This is a genomic window from Actinomadura rudentiformis (assembly GCF_008923185.1).
Classification (GTDB): domain Bacteria; phylum Actinomycetota; class Actinomycetes; order Streptosporangiales; family Streptosporangiaceae; genus Spirillospora; species Spirillospora rudentiformis.
Map to the genome: position 1 here is coordinate 156,831 of NZ_WBMT01000007.1, position 20,981 is coordinate 177,811.

General features: G+C 69.1%; 18 protein-coding genes, 1 pseudogene and 1 riboswitch. Of the genes and pseudogenes, 9 read left to right on the top strand and 10 right to left on the bottom strand.

Translation table 11 applies throughout. The features are described 5' to 3' along the window. Positions 1–179 precede the first annotated feature (179 nt). Positions 180–1,193, bottom strand: a complete 1,014-nt coding sequence (locus F8566_RS16405; protein WP_151561100.1) for a LacI family DNA-binding transcriptional regulator — start codon at positions 1,191–1,193, stop codon at positions 180–182. Between the two features lie 265 nt (positions 1,194–1,458). Here F8566_RS16405 and F8566_RS16410 point away from each other — a divergent pair, with 265 nt between their 5' ends. Beyond that, positions 1,459–2,163: a TetR/AcrR family transcriptional regulator gene (locus F8566_RS16410; RefSeq protein WP_151561101.1), complete on the top strand. Its 705-nt coding sequence runs from the start codon at positions 1,459–1,461 to the stop codon at positions 2,161–2,163. A 442-nt stretch (positions 2,164–2,605) separates the two neighbouring features. Here the strand turns inward: F8566_RS16410 and bldC are convergent, their stop codons facing one another. Together bldC and F8566_RS16420 are read right to left on the bottom strand one after the other, a co-directional pair. After that, entirely contained in the window at positions 2,606–2,809 is a 204-nt protein-coding gene (gene bldC, locus F8566_RS16415) for a developmental transcriptional regulator BldC (RefSeq protein ID WP_012850682.1), read from the bottom strand. A 238-nt stretch (positions 2,810–3,047) separates the two neighbouring features. Further along, a complete protein-coding gene (locus F8566_RS16420; RefSeq protein WP_318836414.1) occupies positions 3,048–3,926 on the bottom strand; it encodes a hypothetical protein in 879 nt (292 codons plus the stop codon). A gap of 175 nt (positions 3,927–4,101) precedes the next feature. Here F8566_RS16420 and F8566_RS16425 point away from each other — a divergent pair, with 175 nt between their 5' ends. Both F8566_RS16425 and F8566_RS16430 read left to right on the top strand, forming a co-directional pair. After that, a complete protein-coding gene (locus F8566_RS16425; RefSeq protein WP_151561103.1) occupies positions 4,102–5,187 on the top strand; it encodes a Leu/Phe/Val dehydrogenase in 1,086 nt (361 codons plus the stop codon). Positions 5,188–5,819: 632 nt separating this feature from the next. Next, entirely contained in the window at positions 5,820–6,035 is a 216-nt protein-coding gene (locus tag F8566_RS16430) for a DUF3073 domain-containing protein (protein ID WP_151561104.1), read from the top strand. A gap of 73 nt (positions 6,036–6,108) precedes the next feature. Here the strand turns inward: F8566_RS16430 and F8566_RS16435 are convergent, their stop codons facing one another. The 3 genes from F8566_RS16435 to purF are packed head-to-tail and all read right to left on the bottom strand — an operon-like array spanning position 6,109 to position 9,298. After that, entirely contained in the window at positions 6,109–6,798 is a 690-nt protein-coding gene (locus tag F8566_RS16435) for a SanA/YdcF family protein (RefSeq protein ID WP_225993246.1), read from the bottom strand. A 23-nt stretch (positions 6,799–6,821) separates the two neighbouring features. After that, the gene (purM, locus tag F8566_RS16440) at positions 6,822–7,847 is read right to left on the bottom strand and encodes a phosphoribosylformylglycinamidine cyclo-ligase (RefSeq protein ID WP_151561106.1); all 1,026 of its coding nucleotides are present in this window, start codon (positions 7,845–7,847) and stop codon (positions 6,822–6,824) included. Further along, positions 7,844–9,298: an amidophosphoribosyltransferase gene (gene purF, locus F8566_RS16445; RefSeq protein WP_151561107.1), complete on the bottom strand. Its 1,455-nt coding sequence runs from the start codon at positions 9,296–9,298 to the stop codon at positions 7,844–7,846. Before purF ends, purM begins: the two co-directional genes overlap by 4 nt. 128 nt (positions 9,299–9,426) lie before the next feature. Here purF and F8566_RS16450 point away from each other — a divergent pair, with 128 nt between their 5' ends. Beyond that, positions 9,427–9,795: a hypothetical protein gene (locus F8566_RS16450; protein WP_151561108.1), complete on the top strand. Its 369-nt coding sequence runs from the start codon at positions 9,427–9,429 to the stop codon at positions 9,793–9,795. Here F8566_RS16450 and F8566_RS16455 read toward each other — a convergent pair whose 3' ends face one another. Both F8566_RS16455 and F8566_RS16460 read right to left on the bottom strand, forming a co-directional pair. After that, complete coding sequence (locus F8566_RS16455; protein WP_151561109.1) at positions 9,796–10,419, bottom strand: LamG domain-containing protein; 624 nt, start codon at positions 10,417–10,419, stop codon at positions 9,796–9,798. Positions 10,420–10,490: 71 nt separating this feature from the next. Then, positions 10,491–10,934 carry a sterol carrier family protein gene (locus F8566_RS16460; protein ID WP_151561110.1) on the bottom strand — a complete coding sequence of 148 codons (444 nt, stop codon included), beginning with the start codon at positions 10,932–10,934 and terminating at the stop codon, positions 10,491–10,493. A 168-nt stretch (positions 10,935–11,102) separates the two neighbouring features. Between F8566_RS16460 and F8566_RS16465 the strand changes: the two genes are divergently transcribed. The 5 genes and pseudogenes from F8566_RS16465 (at position 11,103) to F8566_RS16485 (ending at position 16,568) form a co-directional block, all read left to right on the top strand. Continuing rightward, complete coding sequence (locus F8566_RS16465; protein ID WP_151561111.1) at positions 11,103–12,905, top strand: serine/threonine protein kinase; 1,803 nt, start codon at positions 11,103–11,105, stop codon at positions 12,903–12,905. Positions 12,906–13,056: 151 nt separating this feature from the next. Beyond that, positions 13,057–14,232 carry a S8 family peptidase gene (locus F8566_RS16470; protein WP_151561112.1) on the top strand — a complete coding sequence of 392 codons (1,176 nt, stop codon included), beginning with the start codon at positions 13,057–13,059 and terminating at the stop codon, positions 14,230–14,232. A gap of 161 nt (positions 14,233–14,393) precedes the next feature. Then, a riboswitch (cyclic di-AMP (ydaO/yuaA leader) is annotated at positions 14,394–14,579 on the top strand. A 2-nt stretch (positions 14,580–14,581) separates the two neighbouring features. Beyond that, positions 14,582–15,517 carry a coiled-coil domain-containing protein gene (locus tag F8566_RS16475; protein WP_151561113.1) on the top strand — a complete coding sequence of 312 codons (936 nt, stop codon included), beginning with the start codon at positions 14,582–14,584 and terminating at the stop codon, positions 15,515–15,517. A gap of 201 nt (positions 15,518–15,718) precedes the next feature. Further along, positions 15,719–16,015 (top strand): hypothetical protein, encoded by a 297-nt coding sequence (locus F8566_RS16480; protein WP_192809700.1) that lies wholly within the window; start codon positions 15,719–15,721, stop codon positions 16,013–16,015. 193 nt (positions 16,016–16,208) lie between these two features. After that, positions 16,209–16,568 (top strand): annotated as a pseudogene (locus F8566_RS16485) (DUF2199 domain-containing protein). A 713-nt stretch (positions 16,569–17,281) separates the two neighbouring features. Here F8566_RS16485 and F8566_RS16490 read toward each other — a convergent pair. Further along, a complete protein-coding gene (locus F8566_RS16490; protein ID WP_151561114.1) occupies positions 17,282–17,632 on the bottom strand; it encodes a hypothetical protein in 351 nt (116 codons plus the stop codon). A 162-nt stretch (positions 17,633–17,794) separates the two neighbouring features. Continuing rightward, positions 17,795–20,074 (bottom strand): phosphoribosylformylglycinamidine synthase subunit PurL, encoded by a 2,280-nt coding sequence (purL, locus tag F8566_RS16495; RefSeq protein ID WP_151561340.1) that lies wholly within the window; start codon positions 20,072–20,074, stop codon positions 17,795–17,797. Between the last annotated feature and the right edge of the window lie 907 nt (positions 20,075–20,981).

The window sequence follows — 20,981 nt, forward strand, 5'->3', positions numbered from 1 at the left end:
CCTGGTCATGGGTCGGAGTCCGACCCGTCATGCGGTTGCCCCGACCCGCCGAACGGTGCACCCATTAAGACCCCACGAACGCCCTGCGGGCCGCCGATTACGGCAGGCTTGGCCAGCCCCTTACCACTTCAGGCCATTGATCGACCTCCCCAAGACCACCCGATCATCCCGACCGGCCGTCACACGGGGGCCAGGCCCGTGGTGGAGCGGACCACCAGGTGGGGGACCACCAGGTTTTGGCGGGCGGCGCGGGCGGGGTCGTCGATGCGGGCGGTGAGGAGTTCGGCGGCCACGCGGCCCATGTCGCGGCGGGGCTGGTCGACGCTGGTCAGGGAGATGTGGCGGATGGCGGCCAGGTGCGTGTTGTCGTAGCCGACGACCGAGAGATGTTCGGGAACCGTGAGCTCCAGCTCGTCGGCGGCGGAGAGGGCCCCGGTGGCGACCAGGTCGTTGGGGGCGAAGATGGCGGTGGGGCGGGGAGTCCTGGTGAGAAGGGCACGGGCGGCCCGGTAGCCGCCCTCCTCGGTGAAGTCGCCGGCCTCCACGACGACCTCGCCCGCGAGGCCATGGCGTTCCATGGCCTTCTCGTAGCCGGCACGGCGGTAGCGGGCGGTGGTCGAGGGCGCGCCTTCTATGTGCGCGATGCGGCGGTGGCCGAGTTCGACGAGATGGTCGACGGCGAGGCTGGCACCCAGTTCGTCGTCGTCCACCACGATGTCGACGCCGGAGACGTCGCGTTCGCCCACCACCACCACCGGGACGCTGGCGGCGGCTTCTTTGAGGGAGTCGGGGACGACGCTCAGGAGAACGAGGCCGTCGACGCGCATCTCCAGAAAGGCCTCTACGGCCTCGGCTTCGAAGAGGGGGTCCCAGCGGCCGCTGCCGACGAGCATCCGGAGGCCCTCGCCGTGCAGGCTCTCTTGCAGGCCGTCCAGGAACTCGGCGAAGAACGGGTTGTGCAGGTCCGCGACGATGGCGCCGATGAGGCGGGTACGGCCCTCCACCAGGCTGCGGGCTACGGCGTTGGGCCGGTAGCCGAGCTCTCGCGCGGCCTGGAGCACCGCCTGGCGGCGGCGTTCGCTGACGTGCGGCGATCCGCGCATGACGAGGGAGACGAGCGACTTCGAGACACCGGCCCTCTCGGCAACGTTGCGGATGGTGGGCTTGGGGGGCCTTACATCACCAGCTGACATGGCACTCCGTCCGGGGGGCCTGCAGGACCTGCCGCCAGGGCGCTCCGAGCCCTTTGGCACGGGACGGAACGCCCTCCCCACTCGGGGGGAGATGCCATGATGCCTCGCCTTCACCCCAAATCGTCGCAACAGTGAGTAACGGGCAGCCGCCAATGCCAGTTCTTGCCTGTGGTGTCCTGGATCACAGGGCGGAACCGTCCCCAAACGGCCCCCGGTGGAGGCCGCCCGCACCGACCCGCCCCCCGCGCTCGGATACGCTGCCCAAGTGGGAGATCGTGCAGTGGCAGGCGGTAAGGCAAGGGGTGGGCAGGGTTCCGCCCCGGCTCAGCAACGCGGCAGGCGCCGGCTGAGCGTCGACGAACGCCGCGACGAGCTGATCGAGGCCGCGCTGGAGCTGTTCAGCACCAAGTCGCCGGAAGACGTCTCGATCGACGACGTCGCGGCGGCGGCCGGCGCTTCCCGCGCGCTCGTCTATCACTACTTCGGCGGGAAGTACGAGCTCTACCTCGCCGCGCTGGGCAGTGCGGCCAAGCAGCTGTCGGTGCTGCTGGAGCCCCCCACCGAGGGCACGCCGCTCGAACGCCTGAAGATCTCACTGAAGCGCTACTTCGATTTCGTGGAGAGCCACGCCCCCGGCTTCACGGCGCTGCTGCGCGGCGGACCCGCGGACCGTTCGGGGGAGGTCGGCGAGATCGTCGACGGCATCCGCCAGCTGCTGCTGGGCCGGATCCTGCACGCGATGGACGTCGAGATCCCCACCCCCGTCCTGCGCATCACGCTGCGTTCATGGATGGCATCGGTCGAGACCGCCGGCCTGGACTGGCTGGAAAACCGGGATGTATCCCGCGAGGAGCTCGAGCGCCTGCTGGTCGATCACCTGGTGGTGCTGATGCATGTCGCAGGCCAGCACGAACCGGCGATAGCAGCACTCTTCGACCGGCTCGCCCAAGAAGAAATGCCCGAGGACTGAGCGCGCCCGGAGACCGGACCCTCCCGAACCGAGAGCTAACCCCCGCACCGACCGGAAGCTGAGACCTGCACAGACCGGAGACCGGCCTGCGCGGACGGAGCTACGGCCCGGATGGGCTGGAGACTGGCCTGGATGGGCCGGAGACTGGGCCTGAACCGACCGGGGAATGTGGCCCGGGCGGAAGGCCCGCATGGAACCGGGGCTGTGGCCCGCACGGACGGAATGTCCCGCTCGCATAAGCGCGAGCGGGACATCCAGCTGAACGGTGCGCGGTCCAGGACGGCGATTCTCGGATGATCACAGCCCTGGACCTTCGCCCAGGGGGACTCTGAACGGGACATCGACCCACTGCCGGGTGCGAGGTTGTTCAGCGGCCTCCTGGTCGCCCCCCAATATTTCACTGTGTGCGCCCGGCGAGCCCCCACTCGCCGGCCGGAGTGCCTTACTCCGAGCGCTGCTGCGGGATACCCGCCAGCAGCGCACGAACCTCAGCCTCGCGGTAGCGCCGGTGACCCCCCAGGGTGCGGATGGACGTGAGCTTTCCGGCCTTCGCCCACCGCGTGACGGTCTTGGGGTCGACGCGGAACATCGTCGCCACCTCTGCCGGCGTCAGCAGGGGCTCAGCCTCTGGCGTACGTGCTGACATTTGTGCGGCCTCTCCTCCGTGGACCGATGACAGCGATCCTGCGATTGATCCTCGCGCGGTCACTGATGTCCCCTATGGCCCGAAAGAGCCACTATGACATCACAACGTGTAACCTTGCCACCACTCAACGCAACAAGCAAGTCCCTGAGCGTAGTTGCGTGTTCAGTGGCGACTGGGTCACGCTGCGTGATTCTAGCGACACGTATAGTCGTATCGCGCGCAGATTCGGGAAATTTGTTCAGTTCGCCGATTCAAGGGCGCGTACAGGCCGCCAGCGGGCGAGGAGACGCTTGTACATCGCGACCGCCAGCTCGGCCTCACCGCGTTCCATCGCCTCGAGGGCGACTCCGACCTCGGCCACCGACTCGTCGGCGCGCAGCGTCCGGTCGTCCAGGAGATGGACCAGCCCGCCATAGTCGAGCTCGACCAGGGCGCCGGGGTGGAATCCGCCGAGCCACCGGCCCAGCGCGTCCACCTGCCCGGCGGCCAGCACGGTGGTCTCGCCGGTCCCCTCACCGAGGGTGTCGCGGACGATGCGGAGGGCGGCGGTGACTCGGCGCCGCGCCTCGGCCATCGCCGTGACGTAGATGAGGGTACGCGTCACAGCCGCCGTCGCAGGCCCACGACCTGGGTTTTCCCCGAAGCACGTCGTGGATTTACGTTCGTCCCCGGCGGGCTCGCCCAGCAGCAGGCAACGTTCCGTCTGGCCGAACGCGACGAACCAGGCCAAGGGGACATGCCAGGTACTGGACAGGATGTGCGGCTGCAGTGAGCGGCCCGTGGCCTTCCAGCGTTCGAACTCCTGCTCCACCTGGTCCGCAACCTCCGACGGCACGAACGCCTCGGACACCCCCGCCGGGAGCGTGGCGCGGAAACGGTCGAACGCCAGCCACGAGCGGAGCCGCGTTTCCCAGGGGCACACATAGATCGTGTCCGCCGACCGCCGCACATAGGCGTTCCGACTTTCCCGTCCGGGCACCGGCTCCGGCGGGAAGGCGGCCAGCCGCAGCGCGGCCTCGCGATGTTCGGCACCCAGCGCGTGGATTCGCCGGGGGCGCCGCCGGGAGTCGGCGTAGGCCGTCCACAGGGTCCGTTCCGGCTCCGGAAAGGCTGTCACCGGTTCATAAACCCGTAGGTATGCGGCGTACGGAAGCACCACCGCATCGTGGCATGAGCCCGGCTCGGACACTGTTCCGACAACCCCACCGAGATCCCGGTGTTACCTGGAGACTCGCCCGTATCGCCCTGTCCGGTTCTAGTCTGATCCTTAAGACTGAGAGGAGGGCACTACCGTGCCTAACGTCTTCGGGTCGCCTCACAAGGGCACAGAACCCCGACACGAGCAGGTCGTCTTCTGCCAGGACGAGGCCAGCGGCCTGCGTGCCATCATCGCGCTCTACTCCACCGCGCTCGGCCCTGGGCTGGGCGGCACCCGCTTCTACCCCTACGGGTCGGAGGAGGAGGCGCTCGCCGACGTACTGAACCTGTCCCGCGGCATGGCGTACAAGAACGCCCTGGCCGGGCTGGACCACGGTGGCGGCAAGGCCGTCATCATCGGCGATCCCAACACCGACAAGTCCGAGGCTCTGCTGCGCGCGTACGGACGGTTCGTCCAGTCGCTGAACGGCCGCTACTACACGGCCTGCGACGTCGGTACGTACAGCGAGGACATGGACATCGTCGCCCGTGAGAGCCGATACGTGACCGGCCGTACGGTCGCACACGGCGGTGCCGGCGACTCGTCCATCCTCACCTCGTACGGGGTCTACCAGGGCATGCGCGCCGCCGCCGAGCAGGTCTGGGGCAGCCCCACGCTCCGTGGCCGCAGGGTCGGCGTCGAGGGCGTCGGCAAGGTCGGCCACCGCCTGGTCGACCTGCTGCGCGAGGACGGCGCCGAAGTGGTGATCTGCGACGTCAGCGAGGCCGCCGTCGGACGGGTCCTGGAACGGCATCCCGGGGTCGAGGTCGTCGCCGACAACGACGCCCTCATCCGCTCCGAGATCGACGTGTACGCGCCGTGCGCGCTGGGCGGATCCCTCGACGACGACACCGTTCCGATCCTGAACGCCAAGATCGTCTGCGGGGCCGCCAACAACCAGCTGGCCCACCCCGGCATCGAGAAGCAGCTGGCCGACCGCGACGTCCTCTACGCCCCGGACTACGTGGTCAACTCCGGCGGTGTGATCCAGGTCGCCGACGAGATCGAGGGCTTCAACTTCGACCGCGCCAAGGCCCGGGCCACGGGGATCTTCGACACCACTCGCCAGATCTTCGTCCTGGCCGCCGACGAGGGCGTACCCCCCGCCGTCGCCGCCGACCGCCTGGCCGAGCAGCGCATGTCGGCCGTAGGCCGGCTCCGCGGCATCTGGCTCAGCTGAAAATTCTTTCGTCTCCGTGACACCGGCCGCCGGGCCGACAACTTTTCGGCCCGGCGGCCAAAGGCCCGGCTCACTGCTACCGGGGCCCGGCGGCCAAAGGCTTGGCCGACACCTTCTAGGCCCGGCAGCAAGCCTGGTCGGCACCTTCGGCCCGGCGACCCACGCCGGTCGGCGGCGTGGGGTCGGGCTCCCGAAACCGGTCAATGGCCAGGCCCTGGGGCCGCCAATGGCCGGCCCTGGCACCGTCAATGGCCAGCCCTGGCGCCGTCAATGACCGGGCTCCGGCGCCGGCAATGACCAGGCTCCAGTGCCGTCAATGACCGGCCCCAAGAGCCGCCAAGGGCTGGGCCCTGGGAGCCGCCTAGGGCCAGGCTCCGGGGCCATCTAGGGCCAGGTTGCTGGAGCCGTCAATACAGCGTGTCGCCCCAGGTCTGTGAACTTGGAATCACCCGATACACTGGGGTTCTCCGCAGTGAGCGTGCCGCCACCGGACTGACGATGTACCGAGCCGGGCGCAAAACGGGTACGGTTGTATCCGTGACTGAACCATGGCTCATCAGGCACCGGTTCGTGTGGTGGACGCGCGCGTTGATGGGCCCACGAAAGCCCTGACCATCGAGGGGGTCGAGCCAATGGGTCGCGGCCGAGCCAAGGCCAAGCAGGTGAAGGTTGCCCGTCAGCTCAAGTACAACAGCGGCAACACGGACCTCGACCGCCTGAAGAGTGAGCTGGGAGTCCCCGACTCGACGGAGACCGACCCGTACGACGAGCTCGCCGACAAGTATGCCGACTACGCCGAGGAATACGGCGCCGCTGAGGACGACCGCAAGGACGGGACCTCCGGCTGACCCTCGGGATGAGCTGTGCCCGCAAGCGAAGCTTGCGGGCCTTCTCGTGTCCGCCTCCCGCTCACATCCCTGATCAGGGGGTCGCGAGCGCCTGCTGGACGCCGGTTTCCGGCCGTCCGAGGAGCTTGGGGTCCCTGGGGACGGCCAAGTCCCGCACGGCCTTGATCATGGCGAGGGGTTCACGGACGTAGCCCTTGACGGTGGCGTCCTGGCGAGCGGCCATGCTGTCGTCCCCCACGCCGAAGGCTTCGAGGCCGGCGGCGCGGCAGAGGGCCACGGCGCGGGGCAGGTGGAAGTTCTGGGTCACCACGGTGAGCCGTTCCACCTGGAAGATGCGCTTGGCGCGGGCACAGGAGTCCCACGTGTCGAGTCCCGCGAAATCTCGGACGATCTTGTGTGCAGGCACGCCGTGGGCGGTGAGGTAGTCGCGCATCACGGTGGGTTCGTCGTAGCCCTTGACCCGGTTGTCGCCTGAGACGAGGATCACTTTCACTTTGCCGCGCCCGTAGAGGTCTGCGGCGGTGTCCAGGCGGCGGGCCAGGAGGATCGACGGCTGGCCGCCCCAGATGCCCGCGCCCAAGACCAGGGCCACCGGGGTCTCCGGAACGTTCTCCGGTGAGTGCCGGTGGCGAGCCGTTTCCGCGTACGCCCAGCCCAGTGGCGCCATGACGCCGTACACCAGCAGGGCACCGAGAATCGACAGGGGCAACGCGAGGCGGCGCAGGCGAACAAGACCGGCCCAGGCCAGCGCACGAGAGATCATCACACTCATGTGACGCCTGCGCGTCAGACGAGGTTCGCGGCGCCGCCGCCCTTGGTGATCTCGCCGAGAACCCAGGCGGGAACGCCACGGTCGGCCAGACTCCGTACGGCGTCGTCAGCAGCCTCCGGGGCCACGATCGCGGCCATGCCGACACCCAGATTGAACGTCTTGTCCATCTCGGCCTGCGGGACCGTGCCGTACGCCTGGAGCGCCATGAAAAGCGGCGGAACCTCCCAGGAAGACCGCTGGAGAACGGCATCGGCCGTCGGAGGCAGCGAACGGGCCAGGTTGGCCGTCAGGCCGCCACCGGTGATGTGGGCGAACGCACGGACCCCTCCCCCGCGCACAAGGGCCAGACAGTCCTGGGCGTAAATGCGCGTGGGCGTGAGCAGCTCCTCGCCGAGCGGGCGGGAGAGATCGGCCAGCTGGGTCTCCAAGGCCAGATCGGTCGTCGCCAAGATGTGGCGAACGAGCGAATACCCGTTGGAGTGGATGCCCGAGGACGCCATGCCGATCACGACATCACCGGGCTTGACCCGGTCCGGGCCAAGGATCTCGTCCGCCTCCACGACGCCTGTCCCCGCGCCCGCGATGTCGAACTCGTCGGGCTGCAGGAGGCCCGGATGCTCGGCGGTCTCGCCGCCGATCAGCGCGCACCCGGCCAGCGCACAGGCGTCCGCGATGCCGCCGACGAGGTCGGCGATGCGCTCGGGGACGACCTTGCCGCAGGCGATGTAGTCGGTCATGAACAACGGCTCGGCGCCACAGACGGCCAGATCGTCGATCACCATGCCGACGAGGTCGTGCCCCACGGTGTCGTACACACCCAGTCGGCGGGCCAGATCGACCTTGGTGCCGACCCCGTCGGTCGACGTCGCCAGCAGTGGCCGGCGGTACTTGAGGAACGCCGACGCGTCGAAGAGCCCGGCGAAGCCGCTGGCGTCGTCCACGACCTCGGGCCGCCGCGACCGCGCCACCCGCGACTTCATCAGCTCAACGGCCCGCTCACCAGCCGCGATGTCGACCCCGGCCGCCTCATAGGACGTCACTTGGCGACACCTTCCAGCAGGTGCTTGCCGCGGGCGTCCTCCTCGACCGGGATCGGGTAGACCCCGTCGAAACAAGCCCGGCAGAGCCGGTCCTTGGCGATCTGAGACGAGGCGATCAGCTCGTCGAGCGAGATGTATCCCAGCGAGTCGGCCCCGATCGAGTCACGGATCTCCTCGACCGACAGGTTGCCCGCGATCAGCTCGGCCCGGCTGGCGAAGTCGATCCCGTAGAAACAGGGCCAGGCCACCGGCGGGCTGGAGATCCGCACATGCACCTCGGCCGCCCCCGCGTCCCGCAACATCCCCACGATGGCCCGCTGGGTGTTGCCACGCACGATGGAATCGTCCACCACCACCAGCCGCTTGCCCTCGATGGCCTCGCGCAGCGGATTGAGCTTGAGCCGAATCCCCAACTGCCGGATGGTCTGGGAGGGCTGGATGAACGTGCGCCCCACATAAGAATTCTTGACAAGCCCCTGCCCGTACGGGATCCCGGAGGCCTCCGCATACCCAATGGCAGCCGGCGTCCCCGACTCGGGCGTGGGGATCACCAAATCGGCTTCGACCGGATGCTCACGAGCCAGCCGCCGCCCGACTTCCACCCGCGTGGCCTGCACACTACGCCCAGCGATACTCGTATCCGGCCGGGCCAGATACACATACTCGAACAGACAGCCCTTAGGCCGCGCCTCCGCAAATCGCTCCGACCGCACCCCATCCGCGTCGATCGCGATCAGCTCGCCCGGCTCGATCTCCCGCACGAACTGCGCGCCCACGATGTCGAGCCCGGCGGTCTCCGACGCGACGACCCAGCCCCGTTCGCCCAGACGCCCCAGCACCAACGGCCGGATGCCCTCAGGATCCCGTGCCGCATAAAGCGTGCTCTCGTTCATGAAAACAAGCGAGTAAGCCCCCCGCGTCACCGGCAGGATCTCCCGCGCCGCAGACAAGGGCCCGCCCTCACGGGTCGCCAGCAGCGCCGTCAAAACCTCTGTGTCACTGGTCGCGGTAAGCACCCCGTCGGGCAGCTTGGCGGCCAGCTCAGGCGTGTTGATCAGGTTGCCGTTATGGGTAAGGGCCAGCCCACCTGCCCCGGTGGAACGGAACGTGGGCTGCGCGTTCTCCCAGGTCGGGGAGCCCGTCGTGGAGTAGCGGCAGTGGCCGACGGCGATGTGGCCGCGCAGCGTGTTAAGGATCGACTCGTCGAAGACCTGAGCCACCAGGCCCATGTCCTTGAAAACGACAATGCGGGACCCGTCGCTGACCGCGATCCCCGCCGATTCCTGCCCACGGTGCTGCAGCGCGTAGAGGCCGTAGTAGGCGAGCTTGCTCACCTCAGCCCGGCTCGCCTCCCCCGGCGGCACCCACACGCCGAAGACCCCACAGGCATCCTGCGGGGAGCGGTCGGAGGGGTCGATGTCGTGGCTCAGACGTCCATCACGGAGAGGCACGTACCTCAGTCTAGATGCCCTCCTCACCTGCTCCGATCAGCGCATCTCCTTAACCGACCTTTACTCGCCGAAACGGCTGGCCGGGACTGCGGCACGGGAGTGTGAGGGAGTACACCGGGGAGGACTCCATGACGATGCCGGGCTACCAGACCTACTCGCCGCCGGCGCCGCCTGAGCGCAAGGGGCTGGCGGTCACGTCACTGGTGCTCGGGGTCGTCGGCCTGCCCGCCCTCCTGCTTTGCGGCCTCGGGCTGGGCCTGGCTGCGGTGGGGCTGCTTGTGGGGATCATCGCGGTCTCGCGGGGGGCCGGGCGGAGGACTGCGATCATGGGGGTCATCTGCTCGGCTGTGACGCTTGTCATAGGGGGGATCGCGATCTTCTTCCTGCTCAGCAAGGCCGCTGAGTGCGCCGATCCTGAACGGTATCCCGATGAGTCGGCGCGGAGGGGGTGCGTCGAGCGGGAGTTCCCGTTCGCCCGGCACACCGAAACGCCCTGATCAGCGCAGGGCGCGGATGGCCTCCTCGTCCAGGGCCGACGCGTACACCCGGACGTCGTCCAGCAGGCCGGTGAAGCCCGGCTTGCCGGGTTCGCCGCCCAGGTAGATCGGGCCGGCCGGTGTGACGACGGCGTGCTCCAGCGGGACGGCCACGTCGAGCTTGCCGTTGATGTAGAGGAACATCCCGTCGGTGTCGACCACCAATGCCACGTGCGTCCAGTCGCCCCCGGTCAGGACGGCGCGGCTGTCCATGTACTCGGGGCCTTTGACCGTGAAGAGCTGGACGCGCAGCCGCTGGGCGTCGGGGTAGAGCCACATGCCGATGCCGCGGGCGTCGTGCTCGGCGACGGGCTTGTAGAACAGCCCGCGCCAATCGCCGGTCGGCTCGGCGCTCACGTTGACGAAGAAGGCCAGGCTGAAGCCGAAGACCTGGCTCAGCACGAGCTGCGGCGCCGCCTGGACGATCGCCCGTCCGTACCCGTCCAGGGACAGCGCCTCACCGTCCCTGCCGGGCACGATCTCGGCGCCCGCGTCCAGGGCGGCCGGCGGTCCCGCGCCGGTCGTGTCGTTCACCCGCGACCCGTCGATATCCTCGACGTCGAATGTCCAGTTCGCGATGAGCATGGCATCACCTCCATGCCGTGCCCCCACGTTTCCAGCGCACCGCCGTCGGGGCAAGACCCGAAAGCAGTGCCTCAGTCGAGAGGGAGTGGGAGGTGGGCGGAGAGGTCGGCTCGGGAACCGCTGGCGCGCACTTTGCCGCTCTCCAGCGCATCCGCCCAGCTCAGGCGGTTGGTTGCGAGCGAAATCCAGGTGATCGCATCCATCTCCACCACATTGGGTGGCGTTCCCCGGGTATGGTGCGGGCCGTCGATGCACTGCACCGCGGCATGTGGTGGGACCCGGACCTCCACCGAACGGCCGGGCGCGAGCTCGGCGAGCCGGTCGAGCAGGAACCGTACGGCCCCCTTGACGACCGGCTTGGCGGGCTCGGTGACGCCGGCGTCGTAGGCCGCCAGGACGGTGTCGAACGCGGTGCGGCGGAGCGATCGGGGTTCGTCGTCGCCGGTATGGGGATCGAGCCCGAGCTCGGCACGCTGCTCGTCCAGAACGGCACGGGTTAGGCGGGTACGCGACATTGACACCGAGGTTATCGCGTGACTTTCGGTGGTCGTCCGGCCACCTCACCCGCCACAATCGGACTTCACCCGGTAAAAAGGGACCGGTGCCGACGCGGGGGCGAAGAGCAAGGATCGGGGGGCCGGCCGGGACGGGGTCCCGGCGGGAGATACACGGAGGTTCGTTAGATGGCCGAGGCTCTGCCCCTGCAGCCCGGTGATCCGCAGCGTCTCGGCGACTACGAGATCACCGGCCGGCTTGGCGTGGGCGAACAAGGCGCCGTCTTTCTGGGCCGCAGCCCGGCCGGCGGCACCGTCGCGGTGAAGCTCCTGCACCTGCGGCTGAGCGGCGAACCCGCCGCACGGGCGCGGTTCGCCGGCGCGTTCGCGTCGGCCCGGCGGGTCAGCGGATTCTGCACAGCCGCGATCATCGACGCCGATGTGGAGAGCGACCGCCCGTACGTGGTCAGCGAGTACGTCGCCGGCCCCTCCCTGCACCAGCTGGTCGCCGAGGAGGGCCCGCGCGGCGGCGCGGTGACCGAGCGGCTGGCGGCCGGCATGGCGATCGCCCTCGCGGCCGCGCATCGCGCCGGAGCGGTGCATCACGACTTCAAGCCCGGCAACGTCCTGCTTGGCAGGGACGGGCCACGGGTCACCGATCTCGGTGTCGCGCGGGCGCTGGAGGCGGTCACCGCCGCCCCGACTGGCCGCGTCGCCGACGATCCTTGCTACAAGTCCCCGGAGCAGTTGCGCGGGGTGGGCATCGGCCCGGCCGCGGACATGTTCGCCTGGGGGGCCACGCTGCTGTTCGCGGTGACGGGGTCGGCCCCGTTCGGGGAAGACTCCCAGTCCGAGGTGATGCAGCGGATCGTCTACGACGAGCCTGACGTCTCCGTGCTGCCCGAGTCCCTGCGCGAGGTGGTGGGCGACACCCTGGCCAAGGAGCCGGAGGACCGGCCGACGGCGCGCGACGTCCTCGATCGCCTGCTCGGCGAAGACGGGACGCTGGCCGGCCGCCTGCCGGAACGGATGGTGGCCGAGGGCCGCGGTCTCGCCGAGGGCACCGCGCCGATCCCCGGTCTCTCGTCGATCGGGTCGCCCGCGCAGCAGCCCCAGCCCGCCATCACGGTGCGACCGCCGATCTCCGTTTCGCCCGCCGTACGGAACGAGATGGAGGTCACACGGAACGAGATGGAGGTCACAAGACCTGAGCGTCCGGCCGCTGCCTGGGTCGCGCAGGCACCTCCGGCTTCACGGTCCGAGGAGGCCACCCAGGCCATGCCTGCGCTCCCGCCATCTCCGGCCGGGGCGCCTCCGGCCGGAGGCGCCCCGGCCGGAGCGGCCCCGGCCACTCCGTCATCACCGCCTTCCTCCCCGGGCCCCGCCGAGTCCCCTGGACGGATGCCGCACCTCATCCCGGGCATGGACACCGGCGCCCAGCAGCTTCCGGACGACCGGCACCAGCACACGGCCGTTCTGGCTGCTCCCCCGGTCTCCCGCAGACCACGGATCCCGAAGTTCCGGCGACCCGACAATCACGTGCTCGGCGTCGCGGCCTCCCTGACCATCGGCGTCCTGGTCGGCATCGCGATCATCGCCCTGGTCCTGTGGCCCCAGCTGAACGGCGACTCCGGCGAGCAGCCGCAGGCACGGCCGGCGAACGACGACCGGCCGGTGTCGACGATCCCCGAGAGCTTCGCGGGCACCTGGAAGGGCACCGCTGTCAACGCCAGGAGCGCCGCCTCGTTCTCGATCGAGGTGACGTTCCAGGTCGGCGGCAAGGTCGCGCAGGCCCGGTTCAACAACTGCGTCGGCACGCTCGCGCTCACCAGCGGGACCACCCAGCGGCTGGAGATGTCCCTGACCGTGGCCAAGCCGTGCACGAGCGGCAGCGTGCGGGTGGTCCGCCAGTCGGACGGCACGCTGCAGTACATGTGGATGCACCAGGCGGGCGCCAACCCGGGCTACCAGGGGAAGCTCAAGAAGAACTGATCGGCCGCTTCCAGCCCAGCTCGACCGAATTGTCTGGTCTAGCTGCAGATATCGCTATGGATCCAATAAGGTACCGCCTTGTCGGTTCCCCCTGGATCATGGTCGCCGCGCCCGTGCCCCCCGCTCGTGGCCGCGACAGAAGGAGTCCCTCGTGCGGGCTGTCCCCCGAAGGCTGCTGATCACTGGCTCGATCGCGGCCTGCGTCGGCGCCGCCGCCGCGTTCCCCGTGCTGGCCGCCGACCCCGACGAACCCCTCGTTCAGGTCACCGCCGCCGAGGGCACGCCGATCCCCGGCAAATACATCGTGACGTTGAAGAGCGGCGCCTCGACCGCCGACGCCGCGCAGCAGGTGAAGGCCGCCGCGGTGGAACGGTTCGACGGCGTGCTCAACGGCTTCGCCGCCAAGCTCGACTCCGCCCAGCTGGAGAAGCTCCGCCGCGACAGCCGCGTGGCCGCGATCGAGCAGGACCAGATCGTGAAGATCAACGAAAGCGGCACACAGCGGCGCCCGCTGCCATGGGGACTGGACCGGATCGACCAGCGCAACCGCCCGCTCTCCGGTTCGTTCCGCTACAACACCGTCGCCCGCGGGGTCCATGCGTACGTCATCGACACCGGAATCGACGTCAAGCACCCCGGGTTCGAGGGACGCGCGTCGATCGTCTGGAAGGCCGCGCAGTACGCCGACGGCACTGACTGCAACGGCCACGGCACCCACGTCGCGGGCATCATCGGGTCGAAACAGTACGGCGTCGCCAAGAAGGTCAAGATCCGGGCGCTGCGGGTGCTGGGCTGTGACGGAACGGGTCCGATGTCCAACGTCGTGGCCGCCGTCAAATGGCTGCGCAACCACGCCGCCAAGCCGTCTGTGGCGAACATCTCGGTCGGGGGGGCCAGGTCGCGGGCGCTCAACATCGCCGTCTTCAACCTCTCCAAGTCCGGGGTCTTCGTCGCGGTCGCGGCCGGCAACGACAACAAACCCGCCTGCAACACCTCTCCTGCCGGAGCCGCCGGGGTCGTGACGGTCGGCGCGACCAACGCCTCCGATCGCCGGGCGAACTTCTCCAACTACGGCAAGTGCGTGGACATCCACGCGCCGGGTGTGGGTGTGGCTTCCACCGTCCCCGGCAGGGGCCGCGAGGTGCTCGACGGCACCTCGATGGCGACTCCGTACGTGGCCGGTGTGGCCGCGATGTTCCTTGCGGGCCACCCCAAGGCCAGCTTCACCAAGGTCGAGAGGTGGCTGAAGACCAACGCGACCTCAGGGCGCATCAAGGGTCTCCCCACCGGTACGCCCAACAAGCTTCTGTTCAAGGCCAAGCTGTGAACCGACTCACATAGGATGACCCGGCTCCCATGTGGCGCCCTCGTTCCGGGACTCGCAGCCATCACACCCCCGCCAGGGGTTTAATCTTGGCGAGGCAACGAACAGTTCTTTAAAGTTCATTGGCATTCGGTCGGTGACTCGCCTCGACAAGACAGGCAGGCTGGCCGAACCCGCCGAGTCCCGCGACATGCCACGCGGGAACCGGGGACCCACATGCCGGACCTTCCAGGCTCAGTCCTGGGCGGCCCGGCCGGGGTGAATCCGGATCCGCACCCAGCGGACCCGATAGGGCTGACTCCCGGCCCGAACCCGTCAGCTAACCCGGTAGGCGATCGAGGAGAGGAGATACGTGGAGACCCCCACCTCCACCCGCTGGCGCCTGACACGGCTCGCTCTGGTAGCCGTCGTCGGCGTCGTACCGCTGGTCGCGAGTGCCACGGTCACCGGTCCATCGGCGCAGGCCGACCCCGGCGACAGCGGTCGCCTGACCAAGCTCAACAAGCAGATCGAGCGGCTGGACAAGGCCTACGGCGGCGACCTGGCCAAGCTCAAGGACACCCAGCACGAGGTCAAGGAGGCCCTCAAGAAGGCCCAGGACCTCAAGGAGGACCTGACCGTGGCCCGCGGGCTGGTCGCGCAGATCGCCGCCTCCCAGTACATGACGGGCGGCGCCGACCCCTCCGTGGCCGTCCTGGCCAACAACGACCCCTCCACGTATCTCAGCAACGCCTCCCTGGTCAGCCACGTGGCCCAGAACCAGGCCGCCAAGGTCCAGCAGATCCAGCAGCTGGTCACCCAGCAGGAGCAGGCCAAGGTCGAGGCGCAACGCAAGGTCAAGCAGCTGGAGAAGCAGATCAAGGACCTCCTCGAGGAGAAGGACCGGGTCAAGGCGCTCCTGAAGAAGTACAAGCCCGAGTCTCCGAGCTCCGGGATGAACGGGGTCACCCCCCGTATGAAGAAGGTCCACGACATCCTGGACGTGGAGTTCGGCCCGTACCCGATGATCGGCTGCGTGCGCTCCACCGGCGACCCGCAGGACCACGGCACCGGCCACGCCTGCGACTTCATGGTCACCACAGGCGGCCGGATGGCCACCGGCAGCGCCCAGACCCTGGGCGACCGCACCGCCGCCTACGCCATCGCCAACGCCAGCAAGCTCGGCATCAAGTACGTGATCTGGCGCCAACGCATCTACGACATGCGAAGCCCCGGTTGGAAGGGCATGAGCAACCGAGGCGGCAACACCGCCAACCACTACGACCACGTCCACATCTCGGTCTTCTAGTAAGGGGACGAATAGCATCTGATGCGCTATTCGCACCGTTGAAGAAGGCGTCTGGCCTGGCTGGGAGTCCGCTTCGGACACCTCGCACCAGGGCGGGATGGCGACTGTCTCCTGTCCTTTGACGTGGGATTTCTTGGATTGGGAACCCGCACCTCGCATTGGATGCGACCATCTCGCGTTAGATGCGAGCGGGTGTTGTGGGTGAGACGGGTCCCGATCGAGGGTGCTGCCCATCTGGTCCTTGCGGACGGCGTGGTGCCGCTGCATCCGGCCGAGGCGGTGTTCGATGCGAGGCTGGTGGGCTGGGAACGTCAGCAGCGCAGCAGACTGCTCATGGTCTCGACGATCAAGTCGCGGGTGGATCTGGTGCGGCGGTTCGCCGCGTTCACCGGCACGTTCCCGTGGGATTGGCTGCCGGGCGATGTGGAGCAGTGGACCGACCCCTGGGCCTCTATCGCCGGAGGAAAATGGGCCCGCTACCGGCCGCCAACCAGCTGATCAACTCAATCCACCGCGATCAGTATCCTCAACCCCTGCCTGAACATGCCGGATTTCTCTGCTCGTGCTGCGGGCAGCACCACGACGAACTGCCCATGAGATTCGCCGCACCGGCTCCTGACTTCTGGACACCGGAGCTGGCAGAGGATCCGGAGAGCGACTGACCTCCGACACCTGCGTGATCAAAGGTCAGGTGTTCTTCCTTCATGGACTGATCGAGATTCCGGTGACCGACACGGGCGAGGTCTTCAGCTAGGGCGTCTGGGTCTCGCTCAGCCAGGACAATTTCACCCGCGCCCTGCAGCTCTGGAACACCCCAGGCAGACAGAACGAGCCTCCCTACTTCGGGTGGCTGTCCACCAACCTGCCGCTCAACTCACCCACGACCATAGAGCTCAAAACCAACCTGCACACACGCCCGATCGGCGAACGCCCCTTCATCGAACTCGAACCCACCGATCACCCGCTGGCAGTCGAACAACGCACGGGCATCACCCACGCCCGGATCCAGCAGATCGCCGAACTCCTGCTCCACCCCGAACAACAGCCCTAACATCACCCAGCCGGACCATGCACATCCATTCACGCCATCAGAAAAAAGGTTCCTCCGCCACCAACCTTCTAGGCGCGCAGCGCCCTGGCGTGAGCAGTGAAGCGCAATCCGGCTTGACGTGCATCCGGGCTTGACGTGCATCCAGCGGAACGCGCAAGCCGGGCCGAACGGCAGGCCGACCTTGACGTGCATCCAGGCTGAACACCCAGGTCGGGAGGAACGCGCAGGCCGGGCGAACGCGCGGACCGGCCTTGACGTGCATCCAGATGGAACGCGCCGGGCCTGGGTGAACGCGGGGCGGGCTGAACGCGTGGGCCGAGCTTGACGTGCACCTGGGCTGAACGCGCAGGCCGAGCGGAACGCGATGGGCGGGCTGAACGCGTACGCCGGGCTGAACGCGAGGGGCGGGCTGAACGCGTAGGCCGGGCTGAACGCGTGGGCCAGGCTTGACGTGCACCTGGGCTGAACGCGCAGGCCGAGCGGAACGCGATGGGCGGGCTGAACGCCTAGGCCGGGCTGAACGCGTGGGCCAGGCTTGACGTGCACCTGGGCTGAACGCGCCGGCCGAGCGGAACGCGAGGGGCGGGCTGAACGCGTGGGGCGGCTGAACGCGTGGGCCGGGTTGGACGTGCATCGGGGGTGGACGTGGAGCAGGTGGTGCCGGGGGTGGCAGAGACCCGGCACCGCCTGATGACGCGCTGTGCTCGCGCTCGCTAGTCCCACAACCTGTCGAAGAGCCAGAAGTTGTGGTGGTACCAGGAGCCGTGGTGCCTGTCGTGGTGCCAGTGCTTGTGGTGACAGTGCCTCTTATGGTCACAGTGCTTCTTGTGCCAGTGCTTCTTGTGGTCACAGTGCTTCGTGTGCGAGTGCTTCTTCTGCGAGCGCTTCTTATGGACGCGTTCGCCGTTGTAGTAACCACCGTGGCAGAAGTAGCCGTTTCCGACGGCCGACACCGAGCCACCGGCCTTGACGCAGCGCCAGGCGGAGACACCGGTCCCGGCACTGGCCGTCCCTGCGCAGGCCAGCGAGACCATTGCCATCGCAACGCAGGTGGCTACCAGCATGAGGAGACGCTTCACAACACCCCCCAATCACCTTTCGTAAGCGCATCGCCACCAACCGTCACGTTCATGCCCTCGCCAAGTCACCAGAAACCCCCAGGAAACAGGCAGACACGGCGAGCGCCCGGCACCTCGCGGGGCCGGGCGCTCGGTTGGTTCGGCGGGTCAGCCGGCGTAGCTGGGGAGCGTGCGCTCGTGGGCCTCGCGGAGCTCCGCGAGGGGGATGGAGAACAGCTCCTGGGCGTCGCCCTGGGTGGAGAAGGTCAGCGAGTCACCGCCGATGACGCCGATCTGGGTGACCGGGACGCCGGCCTGCTCGCAGAGGGCCGCGAGGCGGGCCTCGCCGCCGGGGCGGATCGCCACGACGGCGCGGGCCACGGACTCGCTGAACAGGGACACGAACGGGTCGCCCGGCAGTGTGATCTGGGCGCCCAGGCCGCCGCGCAGGCAGGACTCCACGAGGGTCTGGGACAACCCGCCGTCGGAGAGGTCGTGCGAGGCCGTCAGGAGCCCCTCGCGGGCGGCGTTGACCAGGACCGAGGCCAGCGCGGCCTCGGCCGCCAGGTCGACCAGGGGCGGCAGGCCGCCCAGGTGGTTGTAGACCACGTGGGCCCACTCGGAGCCGCCGAACTCCTCGCGGGTCTCGCCGAGGAGGGCGATCGTGGCGCCTTCGGAGGTGAACGACATGTTCACGCGGCGGCGGACGTCGTCGTGCACGCCCAGGACGCCGATGACCGGGGTCGGGTTGATCGGTGTGGTGCCGGTCTGGTTGTAGAACGACACGTTGCCGCCGGTGACCGGGATGCCGAGGTACTGGCAGGCGTCGGCCAGGCCCTCCACTGCGCGGGCGAACTGCCACATGACGCCGGGGTCTTCAGGAGACCCGAAGTTGAGGCAGTTGGTGACCGCCAAGGGCCGGGCGCCCGTTGAGGCTACGTTGCGGTAGGCCTCGGAGAGCGCGAGCTGGGCACCGGCGTAGGGGTCGAGGCGCGTGTAGCGGCCGTTGCCGTCGAGGGAGAGGGCGATGCCCAGGCCACTCTCGTCGTCGATGCGGACGACACCGGCGTTTTCAGGCATGGCCAGGACCGTGTTGCCGAGGACGTACCGGTCGTATTGCGAAGTCACCCAGGTCTTGCTGGCCAGGTTGGGAGAGCCCGCGAGCCAGAGGATGGTGTTTCGCAGATCGTCGGCGTTGGCCGGACGGGCCAGGCGCCCTGGCGTGTCGGCCTGGAGTGAGCCGAGGTCCGCGGGCGGCTCGTACGGCCGCTCGTAGACCGGGCCCTCGTCGGCGGCGGTGCCCGGCGGGATGTCGACGATCGTCTCGCCGTGCCAGGTCATCACCAGGCGGCCGGTGTCGGTGACCGCGCCGATCACGGTGGCGGGGATCTCCCACTTGCCGCAGATCTCCATGAAGCGGTCGACCTTGTCCGGCGACACGACCGCCATCATGCGTTCCTGCGACTCGCTCATGAGGATTTCCTCGGGGAGCAGCGTCGCGTCGCGCAGCGGTACGGTGTCGAGCTCGACGTGCATGCCGCCGGTGCCGGCCGCGGCCAGCTCGGTGGTGGCGCAGGAGACGCCCGCGGCGCCGAGGTCCTGGATGCCGACCACGAGGTCCTCGCGGAACAGCTCCAGGCAGCACTCGATGAGGAGCTTCTCCATGAACGGGTCGCCGACCTGCACGCTCGGGCGCTTGGCCTGTGACTCCTCGTCGAACGTCGCGGAGGCGAGCACGGAGGCGCCGCCGATGCCGTCCGGGCCGGTGCCGGCGCCGAACAAGATCACCCGGTTGCCGGGGCCGGGGGCGACCGCGCGCTTGATGTCCTCGTGCTTCATCACGCCCACGCAAAGCGCGTTGACCAGCGGGTTTTGCGCGTAGCAGGCGTCGAACACGGTCTCGCCGCCGATGTTGGGCAGACCGAGTGAGTTGCCGTAGCCGCCGACTCCGGCCACCACGCCCGGAAGCACCCGGTGGGTGTCGGCCGCGTCGGCCGGGCCGAAGCGCAGCGAGTCCATGACGGCGACGGGACGGGCACCCATCGACATGATGTCGCGGACGATGCCGCCGACACCGGTGGCCGCGCCCTGGTAGGGCTCGACGTAGGACGGGTGGTTGTGGGACTCGACCTTGAAGGTGACCGCCCAGCCGTGGCCGACGTCGACGACGCCGGCGTTCTCCCCCATGCCGACCAGCAGCGCGTCGGTCTTGGGCGCCTTGTCACCGAACTGCCGCAGGTGCACCTTGGAGCTCTTGTACGAGCAGTGCTCGCTCCACATGACCGAGTAGATCGCCAGCTCGGCCGAGGTGGGGCGGCGGCCCAGGATGCCGCGGACCCGCTGGTATTCCTCGTCCTTCATGCCGAGCTCGGCGAACGGCTGCGGCCGGTCCGGCGTCGCCACGGCGGTGGCGACGGTGTCGGTCTCGTGGACGACGGGCGGGGTCATCGCCGACGGCGTGCGGACCGCGGGCTGCTCACCCGTGTCGGAGGCCGGAACGGCGGTCTCCTCGGTCGTCGCGGCGGCGACCAGAGCCGCGTCGGCCTCCGACATCACGCCACTCTGCGAGCCCGCGCCGCCTTGCGAAGCCGCGCCTGCCTGCGAGACCGGATCGCCATGCGGGCCCTGCGAAGCCGTGCCGCCCTGCGAAGCCGTGTCGGCCTGCCAACCCGCGTCGCCTTGCGAAGCCGCGCCGCCCTGGGATCCCGCGCCCGCCTGCGAGGCTGGATCAGCCTGCGAAGCCGCGCCAGCCTGCGAAGCTGCGCCGCTCTGCCAACCCGCGTCGCCTTGCGAAGCCGCGTCGCCTTGGGAACCCGCGCCAGCCTGCGAGGCCGCGCCGCTCTGCGAGGCTGCATCAGCCTGCGAGGCCGCGTCGCCCTGCCAACCCGCGTCGCCTTGCGAAGCCGCGCCGCCCTGTGATGCCGCGCTGGGCTGAGAGGCGGCGTCGGCCTGCCAGCCCACTCCGCCTTGCGAAGCCGCGCCGCTCTGGGATGCCGCGCCGCCATGCGGAGCCGTGCCGCTCTGCGAGGCCGTGTCGGCCTGCCAGCCTGCGCCAGCGTGCGAAGCTGCGTCGCCTTGCGAGCCCGCGCCGCCCTGCGAAGCCGCGCCAGCCTGCGAAGCTGCGCCGCTCTGCGAGGCCGCGTCGGCCTGCCAGCCCACTTCGGGCTGCGAGCCTGCGCCGGACTGCTGGGCCGCGCTGGGCTGCGAGGCCGGGTCGCCTGGCGCGGCTGAGGTGGATTGTGAGGGGTTGTCGCCTTGGGGGGTGGCGGAGTTGGGGGGCTGGGCGTTGGCCAGGCCGGTCAGCGCGGCTAGCGCCTCGTTGGGGGCCTTTGGCTCAGCCGGGGCCTGCGCCTGG

Coding starts and splice junctions, on each gene's coding strand:
- F8566_RS16405 (WP_151561100.1), bottom strand. CDS start 1,193: ATGTCAGCTGGTGATGTAAGGCCCCCCAAGCCCACCATCCGCAACGTT.
- bldC (WP_012850682.1), bottom strand. CDS start 2,809: ATGTCAGCACGTACGCCAGAGGCTGAGCCCCTGCTGACGCCGGCAGAG.
- F8566_RS16430 (WP_151561104.1), top strand. CDS start 5,820: ATGGGTCGCGGCCGAGCCAAGGCCAAGCAGGTGAAGGTTGCCCGTCAG.
- F8566_RS16435 (WP_225993246.1), bottom strand. CDS start 6,798: ATGATCTCTCGTGCGCTGGCCTGGGCCGGTCTTGTTCGCCTGCGCCGC.
- F8566_RS16450 (WP_151561108.1), top strand. CDS start 9,427: ATGACGATGCCGGGCTACCAGACCTACTCGCCGCCGGCGCCGCCTGAG.
- F8566_RS16455 (WP_151561109.1), bottom strand. CDS start 10,419: ATGCTCATCGCGAACTGGACATTCGACGTCGAGGATATCGACGGGTCG.
- F8566_RS16460 (WP_151561110.1), bottom strand. CDS start 10,934: ATGTCGCGTACCCGCCTAACCCGTGCCGTTCTGGACGAGCAGCGTGCC.
- F8566_RS16465 (WP_151561111.1), top strand. CDS start 11,103: ATGGCCGAGGCTCTGCCCCTGCAGCCCGGTGATCCGCAGCGTCTCGGC.
- F8566_RS16490 (WP_151561114.1), bottom strand. CDS start 17,632: ATGCTGGTAGCCACCTGCGTTGCGATGGCAATGGTCTCGCTGGCCTGC.
- purL (WP_151561340.1), bottom strand. CDS start 20,074: ATGACCCCGCCCGTCGTCCACGAGACCGACACCGTCGCCACCGCCGTG.